This window comes from Lyngbya sp. PCC 8106, assembly GCF_000169095.1.
Lineage (GTDB): Bacteria > Cyanobacteriota > Cyanobacteriia > Cyanobacteriales > Microcoleaceae > Capilliphycus.
In genome coordinates this window covers 1-24,088 of sequence record NZ_AAVU01000036.1, presented here as the reverse complement: position 1 = coordinate 24,088, position 24,088 = coordinate 1, and the positions used below count along the sequence as shown (strand labels likewise).

18 protein-coding genes are annotated in these 24,088 nt (G+C 41.3%); 5 read left to right on the top strand and 13 right to left on the bottom strand.

Annotated features, from left to right (window positions below):
• Positions 1–12: 12 nt before the first annotated feature.
• Both L8106_RS20990 and infC read right to left on the bottom strand, forming a co-directional pair.
• Positions 13–3,054 carry a PBS lyase gene (locus L8106_RS20990; protein WP_009786458.1) on the bottom strand — a complete coding sequence of 1,014 codons (3,042 nt, stop codon included), beginning with the start codon at positions 3,052–3,054 and terminating at the stop codon, positions 13–15.
• 293 nt (positions 3,055–3,347) lie between these two features.
• The gene (gene infC, locus L8106_RS20985; protein ID WP_009786457.1) at positions 3,348–3,884 is read right to left on the bottom strand and encodes a translation initiation factor IF-3; all 537 of its coding nucleotides are present in this window, start codon (positions 3,882–3,884) and stop codon (positions 3,348–3,350) included.
• 289 nt (positions 3,885–4,173) lie between these two features.
• Between infC and L8106_RS20980 the strand changes: the two genes are divergently transcribed.
• Positions 4,174–4,971 carry an alpha/beta fold hydrolase gene (locus L8106_RS20980; protein WP_232228544.1) on the top strand — a complete coding sequence of 266 codons (798 nt, stop codon included), beginning with the start codon at positions 4,174–4,176 and terminating at the stop codon, positions 4,969–4,971.
• Here the strand turns inward: L8106_RS20980 and L8106_RS20975 are convergent.
• The 3 genes from L8106_RS20975 to L8106_RS20965 all read right to left on the bottom strand — a co-directional run bounded on the left by L8106_RS20975 (position 4,968) and on the right by L8106_RS20965 (position 12,125).
• A complete protein-coding gene (locus L8106_RS20975) occupies positions 4,968–5,525 on the bottom strand; it encodes a 2'-5' RNA ligase family protein (RefSeq protein ID WP_009786455.1) in 558 nt (185 codons plus the stop codon). The two genes, L8106_RS20980 and L8106_RS20975, sit on opposite strands and share 4 nt — an antisense overlap.
• A 15-nt stretch (positions 5,526–5,540) precedes the next feature.
• Positions 5,541–8,528 (bottom strand): tetratricopeptide repeat protein, encoded by a 2,988-nt coding sequence (locus L8106_RS20970; protein ID WP_009786454.1) that lies wholly within the window; start codon positions 8,526–8,528, stop codon positions 5,541–5,543.
• 429 nt (positions 8,529–8,957) lie between these two features.
• Complete coding sequence (locus L8106_RS20965; RefSeq protein WP_009786453.1) at positions 8,958–12,125, bottom strand: CHAT domain-containing protein; 3,168 nt, start codon at positions 12,123–12,125, stop codon at positions 8,958–8,960.
• Positions 12,126–12,223: 98 nt separating this feature from the next.
• Between L8106_RS20965 and L8106_RS20960 the strand changes: the two genes are divergently transcribed.
• Entirely contained in the window at positions 12,224–12,811 is a 588-nt protein-coding gene (locus tag L8106_RS20960) for a Uma2 family endonuclease (RefSeq protein ID WP_009786452.1), read from the top strand.
• Positions 12,812–12,843: 32 nt separating this feature from the next.
• On the opposite strand, the gene L8106_RS20955 is transcribed toward L8106_RS20960, so the two are convergent.
• On the bottom strand, positions 12,844–13,728 hold the full coding sequence (locus tag L8106_RS20955; protein WP_009786451.1) for a hypothetical protein: 885 nt from the start codon (positions 13,726–13,728) through the stop codon (positions 12,844–12,846).
• Between the two features lie 231 nt (positions 13,729–13,959).
• On the opposite strand from L8106_RS20955, the gene L8106_RS20950 reads away from it, so the two are divergent.
• Positions 13,960–14,604, top strand: coding sequence for a PD-(D/E)XK nuclease family protein (locus L8106_RS20950; RefSeq protein WP_009786449.1), 645 nt, complete (start codon positions 13,960–13,962; stop codon positions 14,602–14,604).
• 187 nt (positions 14,605–14,791) lie between these two features.
• Positions 14,792–15,685 (top strand): NAD(P)-dependent oxidoreductase, encoded by an 894-nt coding sequence (locus tag L8106_RS20945; protein ID WP_009786448.1) that lies wholly within the window; start codon positions 14,792–14,794, stop codon positions 15,683–15,685.
• A gap of 165 nt (positions 15,686–15,850) precedes the next feature.
• Here L8106_RS20945 and L8106_RS20940 read toward each other — a convergent pair whose 3' ends face one another.
• The 5 genes from L8106_RS20940 to L8106_RS20920 form a co-directional block, all read right to left on the bottom strand.
• Entirely contained in the window at positions 15,851–16,597 is a 747-nt protein-coding gene (locus L8106_RS20940) for a DUF3386 family protein (protein WP_009786447.1), read from the bottom strand.
• 212 nt (positions 16,598–16,809) lie between these two features.
• Complete coding sequence (locus L8106_RS20935; protein ID WP_009786446.1) at positions 16,810–17,004, bottom strand: hypothetical protein; 195 nt, start codon at positions 17,002–17,004, stop codon at positions 16,810–16,812.
• Between the two features lie 85 nt (positions 17,005–17,089).
• Positions 17,090–17,284 (bottom strand): hypothetical protein, encoded by a 195-nt coding sequence (locus L8106_RS20930; protein ID WP_009786445.1) that lies wholly within the window; start codon positions 17,282–17,284, stop codon positions 17,090–17,092.
• A gap of 449 nt (positions 17,285–17,733) precedes the next feature.
• Entirely contained in the window at positions 17,734–19,326 is a 1,593-nt protein-coding gene (locus L8106_RS20925; RefSeq protein WP_009786444.1) for a glycoside hydrolase family 57 protein, read from the bottom strand.
• Positions 19,327–19,699: 373 nt separating this feature from the next.
• Positions 19,700–20,431: a pirin family protein gene (locus L8106_RS20920; protein WP_009786443.1), complete on the bottom strand. Its 732-nt coding sequence runs from the start codon at positions 20,429–20,431 to the stop codon at positions 19,700–19,702.
• Positions 20,432–20,545: 114 nt separating this feature from the next.
• Between L8106_RS20920 and L8106_RS20915 the strand changes: the two genes are divergently transcribed.
• Entirely contained in the window at positions 20,546–20,875 is a 330-nt protein-coding gene (locus tag L8106_RS20915; RefSeq protein ID WP_009786442.1) for a helix-turn-helix domain-containing protein, read from the top strand.
• A 62-nt stretch (positions 20,876–20,937) separates the two neighbouring features.
• Here L8106_RS20915 and L8106_RS20910 read toward each other — a convergent pair whose 3' ends face one another.
• Both L8106_RS20910 and L8106_RS20905 read right to left on the bottom strand, forming a co-directional pair.
• Complete coding sequence (locus tag L8106_RS20910; protein ID WP_232228543.1) at positions 20,938–22,896, bottom strand: sensor histidine kinase; 1,959 nt, start codon at positions 22,894–22,896, stop codon at positions 20,938–20,940.
• A gap of 29 nt (positions 22,897–22,925) precedes the next feature.
• Positions 22,926–23,867, bottom strand: a complete 942-nt coding sequence (locus L8106_RS20905; protein WP_009786440.1) for a phosphate/phosphite/phosphonate ABC transporter substrate-binding protein — start codon at positions 23,865–23,867, stop codon at positions 22,926–22,928.
• Positions 23,868–24,088 lie beyond the last annotated feature (221 nt).

Here is a 24,088-nt window from a genome sequence, read left to right as displayed (position 1 = left end):
GGCTTTAGGGTTCTAAGAAGACCGGGAGCTAGCGCCATTAACTCCGAGTTCATTCATCATTTGCGCGACTTGAGTCGCAACTAGAGGATCATGATCATTTTGTAGCATTGGCAATAATTCTACCAAAGCCCGTCGAGAGGCAATTTTCAAATAAGCTAAAACAGCTTCTCGGACAAAACCAGTGGGATGACGCAGGCACATCAGAGTTTGTTCTGCGGTCAGACTCCAGTGAGCCGAACGCGCTAAATGAAAGCAGCAAGCAAGCGTCCAATCTGAGAGGAAGTGACGTAATTCTAACAAACGACGCAGACGAGCGCTAGGCTTCAGGGGTCGATAGGGAATTAAGGGGGCCAGATATTCCAACTTTTCGAGTTCTGAATGCCGATCCAAAATATTAATCAGCGATCGCTTACTGGCAATATCTACTGTATTATCTAAAATTTCCAAACCCCGTGCAACATTTCCCACTTGATCGGAGCGAATATTAAACGCTGCGGCTTGAATTGATCCCAATGGATAGAGAAACTTCATCAGCAAGAATACTCGCTCGATCGCATCAAACTCTAATCCTCGCAGAGCGCGTCCGAGTAGCTGTTGGGGAGATTGAGATTCATTCAAATCACCGCTAATACTTTCCCCATTAATCGTTGCAGTCGGAAGCAAAGATAAATCAATCAGGGCGGCATAAATCTGACCCATAAACATTAATTCTTGTTCAATTAATGTCTCGACCCCACTGCGGCCAATCCGATCCAACACCCCTTCAATCCCGGCATCATCAGGAATTTTCAGCAGGATTCGCATAATATTGCGACGGGTATTTCCCCAAGCGCCCATGAGATGATTGACGAGGGTATCAATGGCTTCAATGGTGCCAATATCTCCAATCGCATTCCAGGCTTGCAAGCGAACTAAATCACTTTTATGAATATCTTCGGCAACAGCAATTAATAACGGAATTGCTTCGTTATCGAGTCGAACGAGGGCTTGTCGAGCGGCTTCTCGGGTTGAACGGTAGGCGAGTGCTTTGATCAGAGAGGGGTAATATTCTTCCATGTGAGTTGAAGCGATCACATCGAGGAGAGCGCAACGCACCCGCAAAGATTCATCCTGCAACAAATCATCAAGATAGAGACGTAACCCTTGTAAATAGTCCGCTTCTCCCAAGGCTCGCGCTCCCATGACCCGTTCTCGTTCTTGGCGATCAGTAATCATCCGGCGGATCGTATTGGTGGCTGCTGCTTTTTGTTCGCGATCGCCTCGTCGCATAATCAGAGCCGCTGCCGTTCCCCGTACAACCGGATCAACTTGGGGTTGCAGGTAGGGTCGGAGTTGTTCGATGTCGGGTTCGGTTTCAGTTAGCCAGATATAACGCAAGGCTAAAGCGAGAACTTCTGGGGGGAGGGCGCGACGGGATAAAGCCCGAATTTCACCTAAATAGCTCGGGTTGGGGTGGTTGAGCATGATTTCCAGACTTTGACGCTGGAGGCTGGGGGAGAGGTCTTCTAGCAGGGGAACGAGAGTTTCACCGACATTTTTGGGATCGAGTTGACTGAGGAGTTCGATACAGGAGCGCTTATCGGCGTCGGGTTTAGGTTGAGAGAGGGTTTCGGCAACCGATCGCTTTAAGGCTCGCATATTGACGTCTGTTACCCCTAAACGTCCCCGTTCGGCACTTCGGACCAGAAGACTAACGTATTGGGTGCGGATCGCTAAGACGACTAATAACCAGACTAAAGATAGACCAATAATGAAGGTGACAAAGACTAGACTTTGTTGATTCTCAAATTGGCTAGCGGGTTCGTTGGGGAGTAACCAGTGACTCAGTGCCAAGATGAATAAAATCAGGAAGCCTGAGACTCCGGTAGACATGGGTTCAAAGACGCCATTGACCAGAGTTTGAATGTCACTGCGAGTATTGTCGGGTAGCGGTTGAAACAGGACTGCACCGGTGGTTTCGATTAAGGTGTAGTGGAACAGTTCGTCTAAAAATCGCAGGATCACAAAGCCCAAGAATACGGTAAATAGGCCTGTGATGCCGCCAATCAGGGAGAAGGTTCCCAACGCGACAATGCCAGCCGGGAGGATGCTAGCGGTGGCAAATACTCCGGTTCGTTCAACGAGGCGACTAGAAGCGAACCATTGGGTGGCGACTTGAAAGGTGCTGAGGATGCCTTCAAAGATCCCCAGGAAGCTGACAATACTACTGGCTCCTGCGGCCTGATTTTGGTATTCTAGCTGGCTGAAAAATTGGAAGTCTACGAGAACGTACAACACCTCTGCCATGACGAAAAAGGCGATCAGGGGGATGACGTAGCCTTGAAGCGGGCCTTTGAGGTTGCGGCTGCTAAATTCGGGCTGTTCGTCTTCTGGTGTCCAGCGTGAGGAGTCGGGAAAGGATTGTTGGTAACGTTGAGCCAGGTAAAAGAGTATACTTGCACCGACGATCACCATGATCCCAGAAACAATCGTCACATTTTTCAAGCCGACTATTTTCAAGATGAGGGGCAGAGAAAAACCACTGACGACTCCGGCGACTAAAAATCCACTACTGACGAGGGGATAAGTTCGCTTGATTTCACGAATGTTAAAGAGTTGGTTGGCGGTAATGGAGGTATTGAGATCGTTGAGCAAATAACAGGCTTCTACCCACAGCCACATTAAAAATAGGGTAATAAACTCAATACTCAAGCCAGCAATGGCAAATCCTTTTAAACCGAGTCCGACTCGAAACAAAAACAGGGGAACGGCCATCAGCAGTAAAATGACGACGATCACCTGACGTAGAGGCAGAATTTTTTGCAGCCAGGAATAAACAACGCCCAAACTCGAACCAATTGCGGCGCTGGCAATATAAATCCAAGGTAAGTTTTCGGCTCCGTATTGATCGAGGAACAGACCGACTGTACTGAGTTCTAGCCAAATTAAACCGATTGATGTCACGGTATAGACCAAGAACATCAACAATGTTCGATCTACTTCTTCTGGACGTAGGTTCAGACCTCGCAGCAGCCCTTGCCCCAAAACCGTAGAGCCACTGATTTGCTTTTCCATTCAGTGTTGAGACCCCTTGACGTAGATGTTTGTTATACCCTTTATCTAAATTATAATTGTTGTGACACCAAGTTTAGAGAGGGGAATCGGCGGCTAAGACTGATCAGATTCGAGATGATTTTGTCTGGTTGAGCCTATCCCCTTTTTCAGTTCTCACGCCTCCCTTCACCAGTCACCATCGGGATAATTCATCAATCACCCGAACCCATTTTGTTTAGGGTTTACTGTTCAAAGAAGACTGGAGATTGTCTGCTAGAGATGGATATTCCCGCTTAGTATCTTACATTTCTAAGTTACGACTTCTTTGGAGACAACAACATCATCATCGTTCGCCCTTCTTGTTTGGGATATTGTTGTACTTCGGCTAATTCTCCTAAATCAGTTGCCATACGATTTAAGAGTTCTTTGGCGAGGTTACTGTGTTGAATTTCCCGGCCCCGAAACATAATTGTTGCTTTGACCTTATCGCCAGACTTGAGGAAGCGTTCTGCTTGTCTAACCCGCACTTGGTAGTCGTGGTCATCAATTTTATAACGCATTTTCACTTCCTTGACATCAGCGTTATGCTGCTTCTTCTTGGCTTCTCTGGCTCTTTTCTCTTGCTCAAACTTGTATTTCCCATAGTCCATAATTCGACACACGGGAGGGTCAGCCTTGTCACTCACCAGAACGAGATCGAGTTCTTTTTCTTCGGCGAGTCGTTGGGCATCCCGAGGAGCCAGAATACCCAGTTGACCCCCATCAATATCGATCACCCGGATTTGTGGAAATCGGATATTTTCGTTGATTTGGGGCAGATTGCGATTTCTTTTTTTGTCGATCAAAGGCATTGGCAAAGTTTTAGAAGCGATTAGTGAATAAATTAACGGTCTATACAGTGATATTTTACTCAGTCTGATTAAATTTTGGTGGAGATTTAACTTAAATTCTAGGAACGCTAAGATAAAAGGGTACAAATGTAAAGTTATGTTGTGAGTTGGTGTGGAATTGACTGCAAAAAATGGGTGCCCGCGACTCGGTTTTCAGCGGGATTGGGTTTGGCGAGGTTGGCAAATTCGTTACACGTATATCCGATCCCAGTCAAACCGCACAACGCCGTCAAATGATTCAGACTTACCCATGATTTTCTTACACGGGTTTGGGGCATCCATTGGACATTGGCGATATAGTTTACAGCAATTGAGTCAGTCTCATACGGTTTACGCCCTTGATCTGTTGGGGTTTGGATCTTCCCAAAAAGCGATCGCCTCTTATGATACCTCTCTTTGGGCTGATTTAGTTCACGACTTTTGGTTGACCTTTATTCGAGAACCCGCTATTTTGGTCGGCAATTCTGTCGGCTCACTGGTTGCTTTGGTGGCTGCGGCTCAATACCCAGAAATGGCTAAAGGTGTCGTTGCGATTAGTTTACCTGATCCGGTGGCTCAAACGGAAGCGGTTCCTGCATGGATGCTTCCCATTGTTGAAGCGATTCAAAATACGGTTGCTTCTCCTCCAGTTTTAAGAACGCTTTTCTACATTATTCGGCGTCGTTCACTGGTTCGGGGTTGGGCTAAATTTGCTTACGAAAATCCAGACGCAGTTAATGATGAACTGGTTGATATTTTAGCAACACCTGCAACAGATCGTGGCGCCGCTCGGGCTTTTTCGATTGTGTTTAAAGTGATGGGAAGTTCTCGTTTGGGGCCGGGAGTCAAGACGCTTCTTCCTCAGATTAATGTTCCCATTTTACTCCTTTGGGGTAAAAAAGATCGATTAATTCCTTTGAGTTTTGCCAATCCGAAGAAATATCTTCAATACAATTCTAAGATTAAGTTTGTAGAATTGGAACGAGGGGGTCACTGTCCTCAAGATGAATGTCCTGAATTAGTTCATCGAGAAATTTTGGATTGGATTGCCAGTTTTTCTAAAGTTTAAGTGAATCTAAACGGAAATTCTGCTTTGATATTCCATTTATGACCCTTATGAACGAGTAGGGTTAACTGCGAGACGGTAAACTTAAATTCTAAAGATTTTTGTTCAAATTCTAGCCATGCAGCTCGAAAGTTTTGACGGGTTAAATCTCTGAATGCAACGGTCATGTGAGGCGAAAAAGGACGACGTTTAGAAACGTTATCTACAATGTTTAAAGTCGTTTCTAAATGAGACATCAACTCTTTTTGGAGGGTCAGTAATTCTGGAGTTTTGATCACATTCACATAAATTACCCGAGGTGGAAATGCACCAAAACCGGATAAAGTTATAGGTATGGAAGAATAAGCCTGAGAAAAATGAGCCAGACATTCTTCTAAGTGTTCAAGCTTTTCAGTTGACCATTTGAACGGGGGTTGTAAGGTGACGTGGGGTGGAGATTTTAACGCATGACAACTATTATACTTTTCGACAAAGTATTGTTTGATTTCAGTGACTTCATTTTGAATTTCTACGTTCGGAAGTAGAGCGATAAAAAATAACGATTCTGAAGAATTCATATAACTCTGTTAAAATTAACCACCATAAACAATAAAATTCGCCCAATAATAGGGACTCTCAAAGGGATAGTCTTGCTGACATTTCCAAGCTAATAAAGTTCGCTGATCATTGATTTTTTGTTGATTTTTACTCTCCTTTTGTTGCTTGAGATAGGCTTGAATTTCAGGTTTATACTTTTGGTCGAGTTCTTGACCGGTTAAACTTCTAAGTTGAATTTGAGCTTGACGCAAAGCTTCACTACAGTTTTTTTCTTGCAAATTTTGATAATAAAACCAGATTAAGAGTGAGGTTGCAATGTCTTCTAAAGACCATAATGGATAAACAACTCGCTGTATTCCTCTCTCTAAAAATCGGTTGAAAATTCTCAGATTTAACTCGGAGAAAGTCAGCGTTTTACTCTCCATTTTTACATAGGGAATACAGAGTTCTAATAAATCGGGTAAACGACCTGCTAACATTTGAGCCATAGAGATTTTACCTTCAGCAAATTGTAGTTGAGCATCAACTTTAGGTTCAGAGGTACAACTCAAAGGAGAAGCCACATACAGCAGTTGAACTTGTTTGATGAAGCTTTCAAACTGACTGACCATTGCTGTTTCACCAACCAAATAAAATTCTTCAGAGACTTGGTAGAGTTCGGCTAATTTTTGACCTTCATAACGGGTTAAAACAAAATCTCCTGTTGTATCTTCTAAAATTGCCATTGAGTTTGAGGAAATGGCTTGATTTTCTTGTTGATTATAGTTAAGCATTTGACAACTTGAAATTGTCCGAATGTTAAAGCGATCACATAAATAGATTGTTTGATCTTCAAGCTGAATAGGAAGGGCTGCAAAGGGAATATGATGCAGTTGAAGATGAGGAATAATAATCAGTTGATGACAATCGAGTAAATGATCAGAAATTAATTGATTTAACTGAAGTCGATGAGATAAATTAGATAACAATTCAATCATTTCATTCCGCCATTCTCGGAGGTTATTTTGTTGATTTTTTATCCAAGATTCTTCAATCCAATGGTGTAGTTTTTCTCGACTTTCTCCCTCACAAGTATGCAAGACAATTTGATTTTTAAAGACGACAAAAATATAGGTATTTTCTTCGGTACTGTAAAAACTTAAAATTGCTGTTTTTGTATCGGGAAGTAAGGCTTGAATTTCGGCAACACTCAAGCTATTGATTTGAAGTTGTTCAGCAATGACAGGATCTAAACGGTGAATATCTTCCCAAACTTTTTGCTTTTCTGTTTCTAGAGTTTCCAAAATTTCTGACTCAGTTTTAAATGTTGCAGAACTGTTGAGTCGCACACCTGCTGTTGTCAACTGTTTCATTTCATCCGATTGACGTCGTAGATGTAAAGCATAAATTTGCTGTTGTAAACGTTCATATTTTTTCAGATGAGGTTGAACTTCTCCCAATGGAAACAGAGAAGAATCAGTTAACTCTAATCGTTGCTGACAACGCCATCTTTCAACCCAATTAAAAGCCTTTTCAGTCTCCTGAAGATTGAGACAAGTTTGGATCAGTTTAGGATAGATTATCTCTGATTCTTTTGTGATTTGTGAACGAACCTCAAGCGGACTAATACCACTGCAAATATGTTCAATTGCTTGAATGGCTTGTTCATATCCTTGATAGGAAAGTTGCCAATTGTATGTACTTAAACCCAGATCTCCTAAATGATTTCCTGCTGTTAAACATTCAGTCGGTAAGGCTTTGGGAGTGGCAATTTTTAGACAATCTAGCAAGGCTTGAATTGCGGTATCTGTTTGTTGTAACTCTTGATGAATTTGACCTAAACAACTCAAAGTCATTGCTTCTCCTTGAGGGTTTTGGGTTTGACGATGCAGTTCTAAAGAGTCTTGATAGTTCGCGATCGCCGATTTAGAGTCACCCATGATTTTATAGGTATTGGCTAAGTGATGTAAAGCATTTGCCTCCATTTGTTGAGAGTCAATACTGCGAATTAACTCTAAATATTGTTCAAAGTAAACAATGGCTTGATCGGGTTCTCCTTTCGCTAAATAAATTTTACCAATATTACTTAAAAAATAAGCCTCACCAAATCGATAGTTTAGGGTTCTGGCTAACGTTAATGCTTGATCAACATAGGCAATAGCTTGTTCATATTGTTCTAGAGACGCATAAACATTTCCTAAGTTATTGAGAAAATTAACCGCTCCAAATCGATAATTTAAGTCTTGAGCAATGGTTAATGCTTGTTGATAGTTTTTGACGGCATCTTCGAGTTGACCTAAAACATAATAAACATTACCTAAATTACCAAGAGTATTTGCTTCTCCGACTCTATATTTAATCGTTTTAGAGATTGACAAAGCTTGCTGATATCCTTCGATCGCTTGTTCATATTGTCCGATAGAATAACAGACATGACCTAAACTACTAAGAGCATTAGCTTCAGCTTGACGATATTTAATCTTACGAGCAACGCCTAGAGCTTGTTGATGGCAAGTAATGGCTTGTTGATATTGTCCTAAAGACTGATAAACATTCCCTAACTTTCCTAAACAATTGACTTCTCCCCGTCGATTTTTGAGTTCTCGATAAAGTTGTAAAGCCTGTTGCCAGGATTGAAAAGCTGCGGTGTATTGATTGGCTTGAAATTGTTGAGTTCCTTGATTATAAAGTTGTTCTGCTGCTGACTCTTTTTCGGGTGAAGGAATTGCTGGAGTCTCTGGTTTTTCCTCTGGGGAAGCTACTTTTTTCGCAGGGGTTTCGGTTGCTTGTGGGGGTGCAACTTCTGCCAATAGAGTTGAAAAGCCGCCAGATTCTTCAATTTTTAGAACAACCTTGTTCAGAAAATCTGCATCCTCTTGACAGTTTCGTTCTGCCAGAGTGGTTACGGTTTGTCGTAGAACTTGCAAAAAGTCATCATCAACCACCTGAGCATGAGTTTTCAGCACATTAAGGGCTTGATTGGGGGGATGAATTAGCAGGTTGTAGATAATTTCGTGATAGACTTGGTTAAGCAGTTCATCCATATTGTTCGACTCACTTTTAGATCAGTTTAATCGATTCCACCCTGAAAGCAACTGAATTCTTTAATTCTTTCATCGTTAGAATCACCGCAACAGCACTCAATCAAAATTTTGTCCGGTGAACAGAGGCGGGCGGCGCGAATTTGGGCTAGACTTGGCAATCATATCCGATACATAATACCTCAATATTACTCTCGCTATATCCGCAAGATTTGAGTCAATCGGCTTAAATCAAATTCAGTCAAGGATAATTCTCTTTCAATATTCGGGTTCGGGTAGACCTTGTAACTATTCCTGTTTATAATACAAATAAAAACTAAAGTTAGTTTATAATAACACAGGTTAAGAAATAAGTAAAAGCACTCTAGAGAGAAAATATATTTTTAAAACGATTTCTAAAAAAAATAAATTTGTAATCAAAAATTGAGGATTCTATGACAAACCCTGAGACACAAAACCCGCCCAATAGTAAGGACTCTCAAAGGGTAACTTTTTATTAAATAATTTCTGACTGTCTTCTGTCGATAGATAGTTATCCAGTTCGGCTTTATATTGTTTTTCTAACTGTTTACCCGTTAGAGTTCTGAGTTGAACCTGTGCTTTCTGCAACGCTTCAGAACGAGTTAAATTTTGTTGAATATTTTGATAATAAAACAAACAAAATAACGCCGTTGACAAGTCGTTAACCGACCATAACGTACACACCACACTTCTCGCCCCCACACAGAGAAAACCCGCCGCCAAAGTTAAGGTATCATCGGTAATTTGTGTCAGTGTAAAATGTGTTTCACAGCAGGAAAGAAACACATCCGAAAGTTCCGGTAAACGCCAAGTTAACAGTTGGCTGAGAGTGACTTCTCCTTCGTACAATGTAAGTTTTGAGTCTAGGGGGTTATCGAGGCGAGAACTCGCATGATGGCTGGAGTGAATAAACTGTACATTTTTAATTAGATTTTGATAATTTTCAAAGGTTGCATTTTGATAATATAATCGTTGACTGTCGGGAACTTGATACAATTGACTCAATATTTTACACTCGTATTCGGTAAATACTAAATCGCCCGTCGCATTTTCAACGATTCCCATTTTAGCCGATGAAATTGGATCTCGCCGATAACAAAAGTTCAATATTTGACAGCTTGGAACCACTCGCAACCGAAAGCGATCGCCAAAATATTCGCCCGGTTTGGGGGTAACTTTTACGGGAGTTTGGGGCTGATAAGTTCGGGGAGTAATAGTAAATTCTCTGGTTGTTTCTTCTTGGTAAAATTCGCCGGATGGGGAGTTAATTTCATCACTTAATTCTGGGGTTGTTGGTTTGGGTTCAATGGGTAAAGCTGCAAACGGTATTTGATGCAAAGACAAATGAGGAACAAGAATTAATTCTTCAATTCCCGTTAAATGTTCATCAACCAACGACTTGAGTTGTAAACGTTCGGAAAGTTCAGCCAGAAAATGCGCCATGTTATTCCGCCAGAGTTGGTTATTATTAATATAGGGAATAAACCAGTTATCATCTATCCAATCTTGCAGCGTTTCAATACCTTGATTTTTGCAAATGTGGAGATTAACCGATCTTTTGTCTAATTTCTCTCCGATGTTTCGCAGAATAAAAATATAAGTATCGTTTTTGGTCGTGTAGAAACTTAAAAGAGCGGTTTTTTCATCGGGAATTAAAGCTTGGATGTCTTTAATTTCGAGCGGATCAACCTGAAGCTGTCCCGCCAAAACCGGATCATAACTGCGAATTTTTTCCCAGATTTTATTCTTTTTATCTTCTAGCTGTTTGATTTCCTCTGTTTCCGCTTTAAATTGGGCGCGAGTTTGGGAATGAGTTCCCGTTTGGGTGAGTTGTCGGGTATTATCTGATGAATAATGATCGCGAAGATTATAAATTTGCTGCTGGAGTTGATTGTATTGTTCAATTTCCGGGGGAATATTTCCATCGGGATAGAGATCCCGAACCGCAAATAAATCCGCCAGTTGACGACAGCGAGAACGTTCGGAAGTTTCTAAGGCTTTCTCTAATAAGTCTTGGGCTTGCTGAAGTTTGCCCCGTTTTTGTTCGAGGTGACTCTGATTAATACAAGCCTGAATCATGTTCCCATAGACATCCATTGATTTTGCTAAAATTTCCTGACGGCGTTTGTCTGTTCTTGCCCAATTTCGAGTGATTTCAATTGATTCAATAGCCAAATCATAGGCTTTGATAGCCAGTTGCCAGTTCCCCTGTTTTAATGCTAAATCTCCTAAATTCCGACTGGTTTTAAGAGATTCTAAAGGTAAACTTTTTGGAATGTGGACTTGTAGAGCATTTTGGAAAGCAGTATAAGCATCTATGGCAAGTTCGAGGTTGTTTGACTTGTCTCCTTTGATGCGTTCACTGTAGGCATTACCCAAGTTGTTTTGAGTCATTGCCCATTCATAAGGAAAAGCTTCACGGGTTCTGACTTGCAAGGCTTGGGTATAGGCATCAATAGCTTGTGTGAGGTTGTCTTCCTTGTCTTCTTTGATGCGTTCTCTGTAGGCGTTACCCAAGTTGTTTTGAGTCATTGCCCATTCATAGGGAAAAACTTCATGGGTATGGACCTTCAAGGCTTGAGTATAAGCCTCTATTGCGAGTTCGAGGTTGTCTGCTTTGTCTTCTTTGATACGTTCACTGTAGGCGTTACCCAAGTTATTTTGAGTCATTGCCCAATCACAAGGAAAAGTCTCAAAAGTACGAACTTTTAAAGCCTTCTGGAAAGCGGTGATAGCTAATTCAATGTTGTCAGCTTCCTCACCTGTGATTCTATTACCATAGACATTTCCCAAACTATTTTGAGTCATTGCCCATTCATAAGGAAAAGCTTCATAGGTGCGAACTTGCAAGGCTTGGGTATAGGCATCAATAGCTTGTTTGAGGTTGTCTTCCTTGTCTTCTTTGATGCGTTCACTGTAGGCATTACCCAAGTTGTTTTGAGTCATTGCCCAATCTTCAGGGAAACTTTCGCAGGTATAAACTTGCAAGGCTTGGGTATAGGCAGCTATAGCGAGTTCGAGGTTGTCTGCCTTGTCTCCATTGATGCGTTCACTGTAGGCATTACCCAAGTTGTTTTGAGTCATTGCCCAATATAGAGGGAAGGCTTCACGAGTATAGACTTGCAGTGCTTCGGTATAGTAGATGATCCCTTGTTCAAGATTATCAGCTTTGTCTCCTTCGATGCGCTCCCGGTAAGCACAACCCAAGTTGTATTGAGTTTTAGCCCAATCTTCGGGAAAGAGTTCGCAGGTGTAAACTTTGAGAATACTTTTGTTTCCAACGATCGCAATTTCTAAATTGTGGGATTTATTGCCCAAGGACAACTGTGCAATACAACTACTAAATTCAAAAATAACCTCCGCAACACCAGGTGATAACTCTGGTGTAAGAGTAGAGAGAATTTGACTAGCCCATTCCTCTAGAACTAACCCCAGATTTTCATCGAGTTTATCTAGATTTTCCCCTAGCAAGGAATAAACAGAATTTAGATTTGTATGATCTGCAACCACACTCTCTGCAACAGCTTGTAATACATCCATCAAAAAATTATAATAAACTTCGGTTTGTTCTTCGTTCATTTGCCGTTCTCCAAAACTAATCTTTTAACAATTTTTCAACCGACCCAAACATTCAGCTATTTCTGGTGTAACCTAAAATTAGAGCGGTAAAAATAATTATGGTTAATGTCACGGTTAATTTCAACTCAATTATTCGGTTTACAGACGAACAGTTTTATCAACTCTGTCGGGACAACCCCGATGTCAAGTTTGAACGCAATGCCAAAGGAGAAATCACAATTATGTCACCGACTGGAGGCACAACAGGAAATTATAACTTTGAAATTGCTGCCGATTTTGCCATTTGGAACCGTCAAACTAAACTCGGAGTTTGTTTTGATTCTTCCACCTGTTTTAAGTTGTCCAATAGCGCCCAGCGATCGCCCGATGTCGCGTGGATAAAACAAGAACGTTGGGATGCACTTACCCCCGAACAAAAAGAAAAATTTCCACCCATTGCGCCCGACTTTTTATTAGAGTTGATGTCTCCGAGCGACCGCTTAGAAGATTTGCGAGAAAAAATGCAAGAATACATTGAGAATGGTGTGCGGCTTGGATGGTTAATTAACCGTCAAGATCACCAAGTCGAAATTTATCACCCCGAAAAAGCCGCCGAAGTCTTAAACGCCCCAGAAACGTTATCCAGTGAAGACATTTTGCCGGGATTTGTATTAAACCTCAAAGCAATTTTATCCTCAAGTTCATAGTTGCGATTTAGCGCCAGTCAAGGGCTGAAGCCCTACAACAAACTATTTTCTATTACCTCAAACGATTGATAAAATAATCGCCTGTTCTGATTTTTTTCCAACTGTTCCCACAATTTGACTAAATGTTTAGGCTCAAATTGCAGGTTTTCCGATAGCTTTAACCATTCTAACTCTAAAGGCTGTTCGATTACAATACCTAAAAATTCTTCTGTTCCAGTAGTAATAAACGTAATAGATCCTTCAGTTGGCATTGACCAGGGAATTTCTTCAATTTGGCTTTTGGGCGCAAATATTTCCGTTGGACAAATCAAATGAAAACCTTTTAAATTCTGATTAAACAGTAATAAATGATAGTTACAGTAATCAGGATCAACCTTGATTTCCAAATCTAATGATTGATTTATCGGGATAGTTTTGGGTTCTTTTTTAGCGGTTTTTATAATGAATTCCCGTTCGCTGGATACCAAGCTACTGTCATCTACAAAACGAATCCAATCTTGATTTTTTTTGTCCGCTTCTTTTCTCAACTTTTCCCAGAGATAGCGGGGAAATTGATATTCCCACAGCCAACTATAAACCTCCTTCCAAATTCCTTTATCTCCTCGTTTGGGATTACTAATACTCTCAATGTCTAATTCATCGGCTTTCATCTGTTGTTCGTATTGGTTAACAAGGGTTTGAATTACCTTTGTTTGAAGCCTCTGAATATTGCTCGAAGAATAACCCAATTTTTGATTCATTAAACTAACAATATCGTTATTATTCTTATTTTGGTTATCTAGTTGTTCATTCTCCGGATCGAACCGCAACTTAAAAAAGCATTTTTCTTCCGAATCTTTTCCGTTAACTGATTGTTGAAAGATAGAATCCGCAATTTCACGGATAAACTGTTGTTGGATAGATTGCTGTTCGCCCATCTCGTTCACCAAAATATTAACTCAATTTTTTTTATCATAACCCCAACTTTAGGAAATGTGAGCGAGTTTAACAAGTTTGTCATTTGCTGTCATTTGGTTGTATTTAACGTTATTTCATGTAATTTGCGGTCATTTATATTGATTTACCCCTGAAAAGTTGTCACCTGAATTAATTTACAATCTAGAATTAAATTCATAGGATAGAGTTCAGTTGTTTCAATAGAACAAAACATGAATTATCCAAACTTTAATCAAAAACCAAACCTCCCCAAACCCAGAAAACAGCCCTACGCTTGGGTAACTTGGTTAGCTCAACTGTTGGCGGGAGAAAAGAACTGTACCTATGCTATTCAACAACAAATTCATCATCAGTTTGAACGAAATTCGGGCGATTACGACGCTTCCGAACACGATGAAAAAGTGATCAAACGGGCGGCAAAATTGCAAGCCGAAGGGTTTACCGTTTATGTAGAAAATGCCAATTCGTTTAAAGTTCAGGGTAAAAGCTTTAATATTTGTGTGGCAGGTAGACCCGATATTGTTGCAGTAAAAAATGATTGGGTTGTCGTCGAAGATATCAAAACGGGTAAACCAAAATCTTCTCACGAAATGCAAGTTAAATTGTATATGTTGCTTTTGCCTTTAGCACCAGAAACTCAAGATATTTGTCAGAACAAAGTTCCTCACGGACGGATTATTTACAATAATGAAATTGTCGAGATTCCGGCCTGGACAATTGACCGCAACTTCAAGCGACGTTTGCATGATTTGATTGCTAGTCTTTGTAAATCAAAAACATTTAAACCCTGTCCGAGTCGAGAAGAATGTCGTTATTGTCGGATTCCATCTCAACACTGTTCTCAACGAAAAATCTAGAATTATGTGCATCAATTGATTCAAATTCTGTCTCAATAGAAACTCAAACCCTCAAAAAATAGGTGAAGGGGTGACTAGAAAAAAAACGGATCATTGCTGACGGTGAACTGTAAACTGAAAAGGCTGTTGAGTGAGTGCTACCCTACCTAGTGAGAGTAAACTTGTGGGAAAAGGAATAAAATCGACAATGAAAACTGCATTTCTTGGTTTAGGAGTCATGGGTGGTCATATGGCGGCGAACCTCGCCAAGAGTGGCTACTCCGTTAACGCCTGGAACCGTACTCCAAACCGCCCAGGAACCAAAATAGCAGCTTCTGGCGGTGCCAACATCGTCTCATCCATTAACGAGGCGATAGAGTCAGCAGATGTGATTTGTATTTGTGTTGGGGATGTTCCCGATGTCGAAGAAGTGGTTTTGGGGAAAAATGGCGCTGTTCGATCAGCTAAACCCGGAGCGATTATTATAGATTTTAGTACCATTGGGCCAGAAGCGGTACGCCGGATTTCCTCTCAAGTTCAGTCTCGCCAACTTTCTTTTTTGGATGCGCCGATTTCTGGAGGAGATATTGGGGCAGAAAAAGGTACACTAACGATTATGGTTGGAGGCGATCGCGAAGCGTTTGAAACCTGCAAACCCATTTTAGAAACGATGGGAAAAACAATCTTTTATTGTGGGCCGAGTGGTAGTGGTCAAGCAGTTAAACTATGCAATCAAGTGTTATGTTCTCTGCATATGGTCGGGTTATGTGAAGCGATGTTGTTGGCAAAACGACAAGGAATAGATCCTCAATTGGTGATTGAAATTTGTAGTACCGGGGCAGCAGGTTCCTGGGCGTTATCGAATTTAGGTGAAAAAGTAGCAAATTCTGATTTTGCACCTGGGTTTATGATTCAACATATTCTCAAAGATTTGCGATTGGTTCACGATGTTTTACCGTCAGAAAATGCTTTACCGGGTGTAGAATTAGCGGATAAGTTATTCCAAGTTGTCAGTAATCTTGATGAAGAAGGGGCTTCTCAAGGTACACAAGCCATGATCCGAGCTTATTTGGAATCAGTCTCACAAAACACCGCAGAGTAATCGATTTTTGGTCTAGAATTAAGGGGTAGGCAAAGCTCAGTCAATGCTTGGCTTTGCTCCCTCAATATTTTGTTTAAAATCAGCATTTCAACCGCAATTCTGCGTTTTATCGGGTATCCTCATGCTTTTTTTTAAACCGATCAATAGGATCGTGAACAGACTCAGCTACAACGGTTGAATGTCGTTGAAGCGAATCAAAAGATCGGCTGTCAGTTTATCTTCGGGATTTTCCTCCTCAGCATAGCGAATGGTGCGATTAGTTAACAAGTAGTATTTGCCGATTTTTTCATGGAAGTCTCGAACATCTTCTCGTTCTAAAAGATCTCCGGTATCAGCATTATAAAAAAAGGTTTGAAAATGACTCACTAAATAACCTTCGGGTGTATCAGTTGTGCCTAACGTATTAACTTTAACGGCAATTTGCCCAAAAACTCGATTCACTTGAGTAATTTGCTTGTCTTTGACTTGATAATAAGATTCGGGGCGATCGCCTGCAATTTCTTCAATATTAATCACGCCTGTTTCTTCTTGTCCATCGAGTTTAAATTGATGTTTTCCGTGTAATTTATCAAAGGAAACAGATCGTCGGTGAATCGCTTCCATTTGCAACTGACTTTGAATAATTTCCGCGACTTCTTCATCTTCAAGATTACTCACTGATATACTCAGATCAGGTTCAACTCGAATCAGTCCTTGATCCAGATTTCCGCGATAATTTACTGAAACTTCAGCCGTGTAACCGGGAAAATTTTCATCCCAAGTATAACGGTTTTCATAAGCTTGACGAAACAGACTTTGTGCAGAAATATCAGACAGGGGTGCGGCGATCGCTCCCGGAATCAAACTCCAACTTAATCCGACGAGGAGTAGACCCCAAATCCAAAATTTTTGCTGATTCCATTTATTAATCATACAAAAAAATCCATACAATTGTTTAATTTTAAACCAGATAACCCACCAACCTACGTCTGACAACGCAATTCTACGGTGGGGTCAAGTCTCAGAATTTATATTATAATCTGATCAATATCGTGTTGAAAAATATAATCGTGAAAATCCTACCCCCAAAGCGAAGTGTTGGGGGCAGGACTTTCATAAATAATCATCTTTAGTGACACATTAAACTAGCTCATGGAAGCGTGACTACGATCATAGCTGCTGCGGAAGCTTTCAGTCGGCTTACCTTGAATCGTGCTGTGATAGTCACCGACTTCAATACCCACTTCATCGGCGACGCGATTGAGCATTGCTTGTTGACGATTTTTAACCATCATGTGATGGCGCATCATTAAAGAACGTGCTTGATCTTGAGTACCCATTTTGATTTCTCTCCTCAGATGTAAATTAATCTTGATTTTTTCTTAAAGAATTGTAATGAATTCTCAGAGTAACCCTAGCTCACTTTTAGCTCATGGAAGCATTGCTGCGATCATAGTTTTGGCTGAAAGTGGGGTGGGGCTTTCCTTGAATATGATTCCAGTAATTTCCGGCTTCTAAACCGACTTCATCAGCGGTGCGATTCAGCATCGATTGCTGACGGTTTTTGATCAGGTGGTGGTGGCGCATCATCAACGCCCGTGCTTGGTCTTCAGTACCCATTTTTCTGTTTCTCCTTAGGGGGTTAATGCGGTCTAGTGAGTCTGTTTCTTTTACTCACTCTTTCATCATACACGAAAATTCTGTAGCGTATTTTACAAAATGAGTTTTAATTACAAATCTTTACAAATCTTTACATTAAATCCAGACAAACGCAATCGTCTCTCCTGTGCATTGCTCAAAAAAAAGCTCCTATAGCGCTAGGGAACAGCGGTGCGACTAAGCGCAAGGTTTCCTCGCAATCACGAACGCGCACCAAGAGAGGGAACAGTAGACAGTGAAGGGGTTTTAGAATTTAGAAATGACAATAATGTATTCGCGAAGTGCTATGGCTGATCAGACTGAGAGATAACGTCAGAAGTCGTGAGATCAAGATCTCCTCCCCATCTCCTCAACTCCCTAACTTCCCCGAACCCGATCAATGATGGTCGCAAACATTTAAGTATTTCAAATTACAGGAGAGGTCTATAGGCGTGATAATCAATATTGGGAAAAATATTGTCGATGGCTTCGACTTTTTGCAACCAACCGGAGTCGATTTTACCTTGCAGAACATCCTCAAAAAGCTTATTAAAGCGCATCAGGTGAGATTGAGTCCGACGCACTGCGTAAGGAACCATTGTTCCGGTACTCATAATAAACGCCCAGTCCGAAGATTGAGCTAAGAGCAATTCCCGTGCGGCTTGGTTGAGGGCGCGACGTTCGAGTTCATCCGTGGGTTCTCGACAAGCCATCGTAATCATCCGTTCAGCCGCTTTGTGAAGGTGGGGATAAATCCAACTATTAGTATGGTTGAGCCAATATTCATGGAACCCTTTGTAACCCCAACTTGACTGAGCAGGTTTGCAGACTTGATTCGTGGGATGTTTTTTGAGATAATCGGCCAAGTGAATCATGCTGTAGGTTTTTTGGTCAAACCAGGTCTTGCGGAATAAAGAATCCAAGAACCAGGGGCCTTCATACCACCAATGTCCAAACAGTTCAGCGTCATAGGGCGAGACAATAATCGGAGGACGCTGCATAATACTATGGAGATGTTCAACTTGATGCCCACGGTTGTGCATAAAGTTTTCAGCGTGTTCGGTTGTTTTTTGTCGCGCCCAGTAGGGATCATACAATTCTTTTTCAGAGAGTCCAACCCCACGACCTGTTATTTTGTGATATTTAACGCCCGTATTTTTCCGTTGGCCGTTGGGCATAATATAAGGCTTAATATATTCATATTCGGCTTCCCAACCCAAATCTTTATAAAACTCTCGATATTCCGGTGCGCCCGGATAGCCCACCTCCGAAGACCACACCTGTTGAGAAGATTCATGATCCCGTGCAAAAACAGCAGTACCCGATTCAGTAAAAATGGGAGTATAGGTGCCAAAACGGGGACGAGGACGGGCGTAGAGAACCCCGTGACAATCGGTGAGAAAATAGCGTAAACCTGCATCGGCAATTTGGCGGTCTAAACCATCAAAATAGGCACATTCCGGGAGCCAAATTCCCCTCGGTGGACAACCAAAATTTTCCTCATAATGTTCACAGGCGACTTTGATTTGCGCCCAAACCGCCTGGGGGTACATTTTCATTAACGGTAAATAACCATGAGTTGCCCCGCAGGTGATAATCTCTAGATTATTAGTGTCTTGAAATTGCTTAAAGGCTGCAACTAAGTCTCCCTGGTAGCGTTCCCAAACTTCTCGAACTTCAATAAATTCTTGAATGTAGTGTTCCGCTAGGTAGCGAAGATGGCCGTGATGTTTGTTGCGGGTTGCTTCTTGTTCGACAAGGTGTTGAAGTTGTCTGAGATGCTTGTCAAAGCGGTCTTGTAAGAGGGGGTCACGTAACATTGACACTAAAGGCGGTGTCAAACTCATGGTCATTTTAAATTCAACCCCATCCCGTTTTAACCCTTCAAACATTTTGATCAGGGGGACATAGGTTTCTGAGATCGCTTCAAACAGCCATTCTTCCTCTAAGACATAATCGCTCTCTGGATGTCGGACAAAAGGCAGATGAGCATGAAGAACCAGAGCGAGATAGCCAATAGCCATAGTAATTTAACTTGAGTAGAGAGAAAACAGATAGGGGCTTGCTGATAACTTTACAATATCTTTGGATTTTAAAGCGAAACAGAAACACATCGGGGTAATGGATGCGGACGGATGATCCCAATATTGCCGTTTTTGCTCTCAAATTCCTTAACCAGAGGAGACAAACTGTAAAATATTCTTGACTTTTGACTTCTGAGTTGTGTCTTTTTCAGGGTCAAAACACGATAGGGCTATCTCTATCTGTTTTGGTGGGTGAACGGTGATCACTTTATAACCTATTTGATCAATCAACATTTTGTCCAAACCGCCCCTAACTGACTATTTGCGGGTCGCAGTTTTCGATTCGCTAATGCTTAGAATATCATTAATTGGCTCATAGATGGTAATCTTTTGGCTTGGACTTTACGAGTGCGAGATCGAATAATAATATTTCCGCTTCTTGTGTTGCTTCAAGGATAATTTGTCTTTGATCACTGATCGCGACTCCATCCCCTGATTTTAAAGCCATATCATCAACCCGGAGTTCACCTCGAACTACTTGCACCCAAGCATGGCGTTGGGGGGAGAGGGAATAGGTATTACGACCCCCGGACGGTAAAATAGCACCATACAAGTTTACATCTTGATGAATGGTTAATGAGCCATTGGTAGGGTTTGCAGATCCAATCAGTTGAAATTGACCTGGAGTTTCTAATAAGTTAAAGACTTTTTGTTCGTAGCTGGGCTTGAGTCCGGTTTGATTGGGAAGTATCCAAATTTGTAGCAAATGAACGGGTTCGGTTTGAGAAGCGTTGAACTCACTGTGAAAAATCCCAGTTCCAGCACTCATTCGTTGAACTTCTCCCTTTTGTATGATTGTACCCGTTCCGGTGCTATCTTGATGTTTGAGTGAACCTTCTAAGATATAAGTAATAATTTCCATATCTTGATGTCCGTGGGTGCCAAAGCCTTTACTGGGACTAATTCGATCTTCGTTAATGACTCGTAAAGCATGAAAGCCCATCAGTTTTGGGTTATAATAATGACCAAAAGAAAAGGTATGAAAACTGTTTAACCATCCAAAGTTTACCTGTCCTCTTTCTTGAGATTTACGAAGGGTAATCATTGTTTAACACTCCTAAAATTTATTGAGATAAATCTTTCTACTTTGAGGGTAGATCAAATTGGGGTAAACTGTGAAGGAAGCACTTTGATGTCAGTCTGTATCCAAAAAGTAACTATGCAAGCTCCCAAAGAAAAGTCTAAGAAAGAACATTGTCCGGCTGAGACGACACTATCAATGATTAATGGACGGTGGAAGTTGTTGATTTGGCGAGAATTGTTTTCCCAGGTAAAACGGTTTAATGAACTTCAGCGATCGCTAACTGGAATTACTCAAAAGATGTTAACACAACATCTACGAGAAATGGAAGCCGATGGTCTGGTCAATCGAAAAGTTTATGCAGAGATTCCCCCGAAAGTTGAATATTCGCTAACCCCAAAGGGAGAGAGTCTTCAGCCTTTAATTGAACAGATGCACACCTGGGGAATTGAGAAGTCAGAAGTCTGAGGTTTAGAATTGCCCGTTGCCTATTGCCTATTGCCTATTGCCTGTTGCCTATTGCCTATTGCCTAATGAGAAGCCAGCTTCTTTTTTTCTTTTTTAGTTAAAAATTCAGGCACAACAGCCGGAAGTTTAATGCTAAAAGTGGAACCAACCTTTATTGTACTTTCAACGGTAATTTTACCCATCATCATCTCACAAAAACGCTGACTGATGGATAATCCTAAACCTGTCCCACCATATTGCTTCGTGGTGGAATTATCAGCTTGAACAAACGGATCAAATATCTTTTCAACTTGTTCGGGAGTCATCCCAATTCCTGTATCTTCTACCGAAAAAGTGACCCAATCTTCAGACAATCTTTTTTCAGAATGATGAGAATGATTGATAGATTTTGGGTCAGAGTGAGTTTGACCATTTTGAAGGGGAAACAGGGTACGAGTTACTTTTAAAGTCACCGTCCCTTCTTTGGTAAACTTTGCCGCATTACTCAATAAATTCAACAAAGCTTGCTTAACTTTAGTACGATCAGCATACATAGAACCAATAGGCTGAACACAATCTATCTTAAATTGATTCTGGTTTTGATTAACTAAGGGTTGAATAATCGCTTGAACTTCATTGATCAACGTTGCAATATCAAAATGTTCCAAATAAAGATTCATCTCCCCCGATTCTAATTTAGAAATATCTAAAATATCTTGAATCAGAGAAAGCAAATGTAAACCCGAAGATTTAATCTGTTCTAAGTCGGGAACAAAATCCGTATAACCATAATCTTCAGCATCTTCTCGGAGTAAATCACTATATCCAATAATTGCATTTAAAGGAGTCCGTAACTCATGGCTCATACTGGCTAAAAATTCACTTTTTGCTTGGTTGGCCGCTTCAGCCGCTTCTTTAGCTTGTTGTAACTCAATTTGAGCTAACTTATTATCTGTAATATCTCGAACAATAGCCAGAACTTCATCTCGACCACTCACAACAATTCGAGCTTCAAAATGGTGTCGCTTTCCCTTGATAAACCATTCATATTCAAAAATTTGTATCTCATTCGTTCTCAGACTCTCTAGAACGTATTCCATATACTGTTTAGCGACGTGTTCCGGGAACAGATCATAGACTGTTTTATTGAGATACTTACTCAAAGACTTAAGCAAATCTTCATTTCGAGGCACTTTAAAATCTAGAAAAATACCTTCTCGACTGAAGCGAAACATTAAATCTGGAATCGCATTCAGTAAGGCGCGATTTTTAGCTTCACTTTGACGGAGAGCTTCGGCTCGATGTTCCAAACTTTGAATCAATTTTTCCTTACTTTCAATCAGTTCTCGCAACTGATCAGTCATCCGATTAAAAGAATCAGCTAATAACTCCAATTCATCTTGAGTTTGAATCGTAATTTTTTGAGTCAAATCCCCCTTAGCTAAACGTTGGGTTGCAGAAGTCATTTGCTTAAGCGGTTCAGTGATCGAACGACTCAAAATCAAAGCCAGAGCAGTTCCGGCTGTTGCCGCCGTTAGAGCAACGATCAACCCTTGGTTACGAACGGCTGCCATTTTTGCTTCTAAAGGATCTGTCGATAAACCAACACTAACCGCTCCTAAGCGTTGACGCCCGACTTTAACCGCTTTTCCGGCGAGTAACTGATCTTCTTCCCAGAGAAATATCGTTTTATCACTTTGAACCAAGGTTTGACCAAAGGGATCAGCTTTAACTCGATGCACCAAGACACTATCACTGTAAGCATCAGCAACAATTCGACCTTGCCTTTCATAAATACGTCCGGCGGAGAGAACTTGATCGGCTCCGAGTTGCTCCATAATTTCTTCCATGAAGTCAGCATTGAGCGTATACAGAGAGTCCGCTGTTGTCACTGCCAACGCATCTAAAAGAATTCTGGCTTGTTGTTCAAGTTCTTTGCGAAAGGTTTGTTGTTCACGACGTAGGGATAGCCAAGTAACGCTGACCACAGCAACAATGACCAAGCTTGTCATCGCCAATGTTAACTTGGTTGCTAGCGACACCCGTCTGATCCCAAAAAGGCGCATCCAACTCACTTGTTTTTGACCTTCTCATACAATTCTCGCATTCTGTCGATATCTCCCTCGGTGGGGAAATTATCAAATTTAGTTGTTTCTTCAAATTTCTCCATCACCTCCCGTCCTTCAGGAGACTGATCCATATTGAGTAGAATTTGTTTAATTTGTTCAACCAATTTCGGATCAAGTCCACCTCTGACTAAAACGACGTGACGAGCAACTTCTTCAGTTTCCGCCAATACGGTCATGGCTTCGCGACTTTCAGCGGGAATGTTTAAAAAACTGCGATGATCGATAGCTGCCGCATCAACTCGACTACTAATTACCCATTGAATATTGTTTTGGTCGTCTTGACTAAAGACATAACCCACCTGATCAGATTCTACGCTTTCATCAGAAGATTCTTTCTTGACCATATTTAAACCCGCTTCCATCATGTGAACCATCGGTAACACATAGCCCGAAGTGGAGGTGGGGTCATCAAACGCGATCTTGTGACCGGTTAAATCCTGTAAACTGGTAAATCCACTGTCTGTCATCGCGAAGATGATCGTATAATAAGCCGCATCGCCTCCTTTCCACCGTCGAAGAATGGGTTGGGCATTTGAGAGTTCGCTCACTAGCATCGATGGATAGGGACTGTCGAAGTAGATATCAACCTGACCTGACTTGAGCAAGCTTGCCATTGCTTCTACATCCGGGGCAACTTTGACTTCGCCAATACCGATGCCGAATTCTCCCAGATTCGCCGCTAAATAGTCAGCTAAGGGTTGAAAACGCTTAATTTTTTTGGCCGGTTGACTGGTGACATCTCCAACGATGATGGTTCCTGTTAACTCCGAGTTGACGGGAGGTTCAGTTGATTCTGGGTTTTCAGCCGTTGTCTGCGTATTACAACTCAGTAAAAGAGTTGCTATCCCTACGAGTAAAGTTTTTCCAAAGAAGGTGCGTAGCATAGGGTTTATTGGTGTAGTGGTCAGTCAACAAGAGTCTTTACTTCAAGTATGACATTTGCGTGCAACGATACTCGGTTCGTGAGTGTCAGAAGTAGATGCAGAGTATTTTTGGGAGTAGGAGCGTAGTACCGAGTAGGAATCGTGAAATAATGATGAAGTTCAGTGAACCTATCTTTAACTAAACAACACAATAAATCATGATCATAGCTTACCGCTAGGGT

Bases quoted from the DNA above. Each gene is read 5' to 3' on its own strand.
- L8106_RS20925 (WP_009786444.1), bottom strand. From the start codon at position 19,326: ATGGCTATTGGCTATCTCGCTCTGGTTCTTCATGCTCATCTGCCTTTT.
- L8106_RS20920 (WP_009786443.1), bottom strand. From the start codon at position 20,431: ATGATTACCCTTCGTAAATCTCAAGAAAGAGGACAGGTAAACTTTGGA.
- L8106_RS20945 (WP_009786448.1), top strand. From the start codon at position 14,792: ATGAAAACTGCATTTCTTGGTTTAGGAGTCATGGGTGGTCATATGGCG.
- L8106_RS20970 (WP_009786454.1), bottom strand. From the start codon at position 8,528: ATGGATGAACTGCTTAACCAAGTCTATCACGAAATTATCTACAACCTG.
- L8106_RS20990 (WP_009786458.1), bottom strand. From the start codon at position 3,054: ATGGAAAAGCAAATCAGTGGCTCTACGGTTTTGGGGCAAGGGCTGCTG.
- L8106_RS20905 (WP_009786440.1), bottom strand. From the start codon at position 23,867: ATGCTACGCACCTTCTTTGGAAAAACTTTACTCGTAGGGATAGCAACT.
- L8106_RS20915 (WP_009786442.1), top strand. From the start codon at position 20,546: ATGCAAGCTCCCAAAGAAAAGTCTAAGAAAGAACATTGTCCGGCTGAG.
- L8106_RS20950 (WP_009786449.1), top strand. From the start codon at position 13,960: ATGAATTATCCAAACTTTAATCAAAAACCAAACCTCCCCAAACCCAGA.
- L8106_RS20960 (WP_009786452.1), top strand. From the start codon at position 12,224: ATGGTTAATGTCACGGTTAATTTCAACTCAATTATTCGGTTTACAGAC.
- L8106_RS20930 (WP_009786445.1), bottom strand. From the start codon at position 17,284: ATGGGTACTGAAGACCAAGCACGGGCGTTGATGATGCGCCACCACCAC.
- L8106_RS20975 (WP_009786455.1), bottom strand. From the start codon at position 5,525: ATGAATTCTTCAGAATCGTTATTTTTTATCGCTCTACTTCCGAACGTA.
- infC (WP_009786457.1), bottom strand. From the start codon at position 3,884: ATGCCTTTGATCGACAAAAAAAGAAATCGCAATCTGCCCCAAATCAAC.
- L8106_RS20935 (WP_009786446.1), bottom strand. From the start codon at position 17,004: ATGGGTACTCAAGATCAAGCACGTTCTTTAATGATGCGCCATCACATG.
- L8106_RS20980 (WP_232228544.1), top strand. From the start codon at position 4,174: ATGATTTTCTTACACGGGTTTGGGGCATCCATTGGACATTGGCGATAT.
- L8106_RS20965 (WP_009786453.1), bottom strand. From the start codon at position 12,125: ATGAACGAAGAACAAACCGAAGTTTATTATAATTTTTTGATGGATGTA.
- L8106_RS20955 (WP_009786451.1), bottom strand. From the start codon at position 13,728: ATGGGCGAACAGCAATCTATCCAACAACAGTTTATCCGTGAAATTGCG.
- L8106_RS20940 (WP_009786447.1), bottom strand. From the start codon at position 16,597: ATGATTAATAAATGGAATCAGCAAAAATTTTGGATTTGGGGTCTACTC.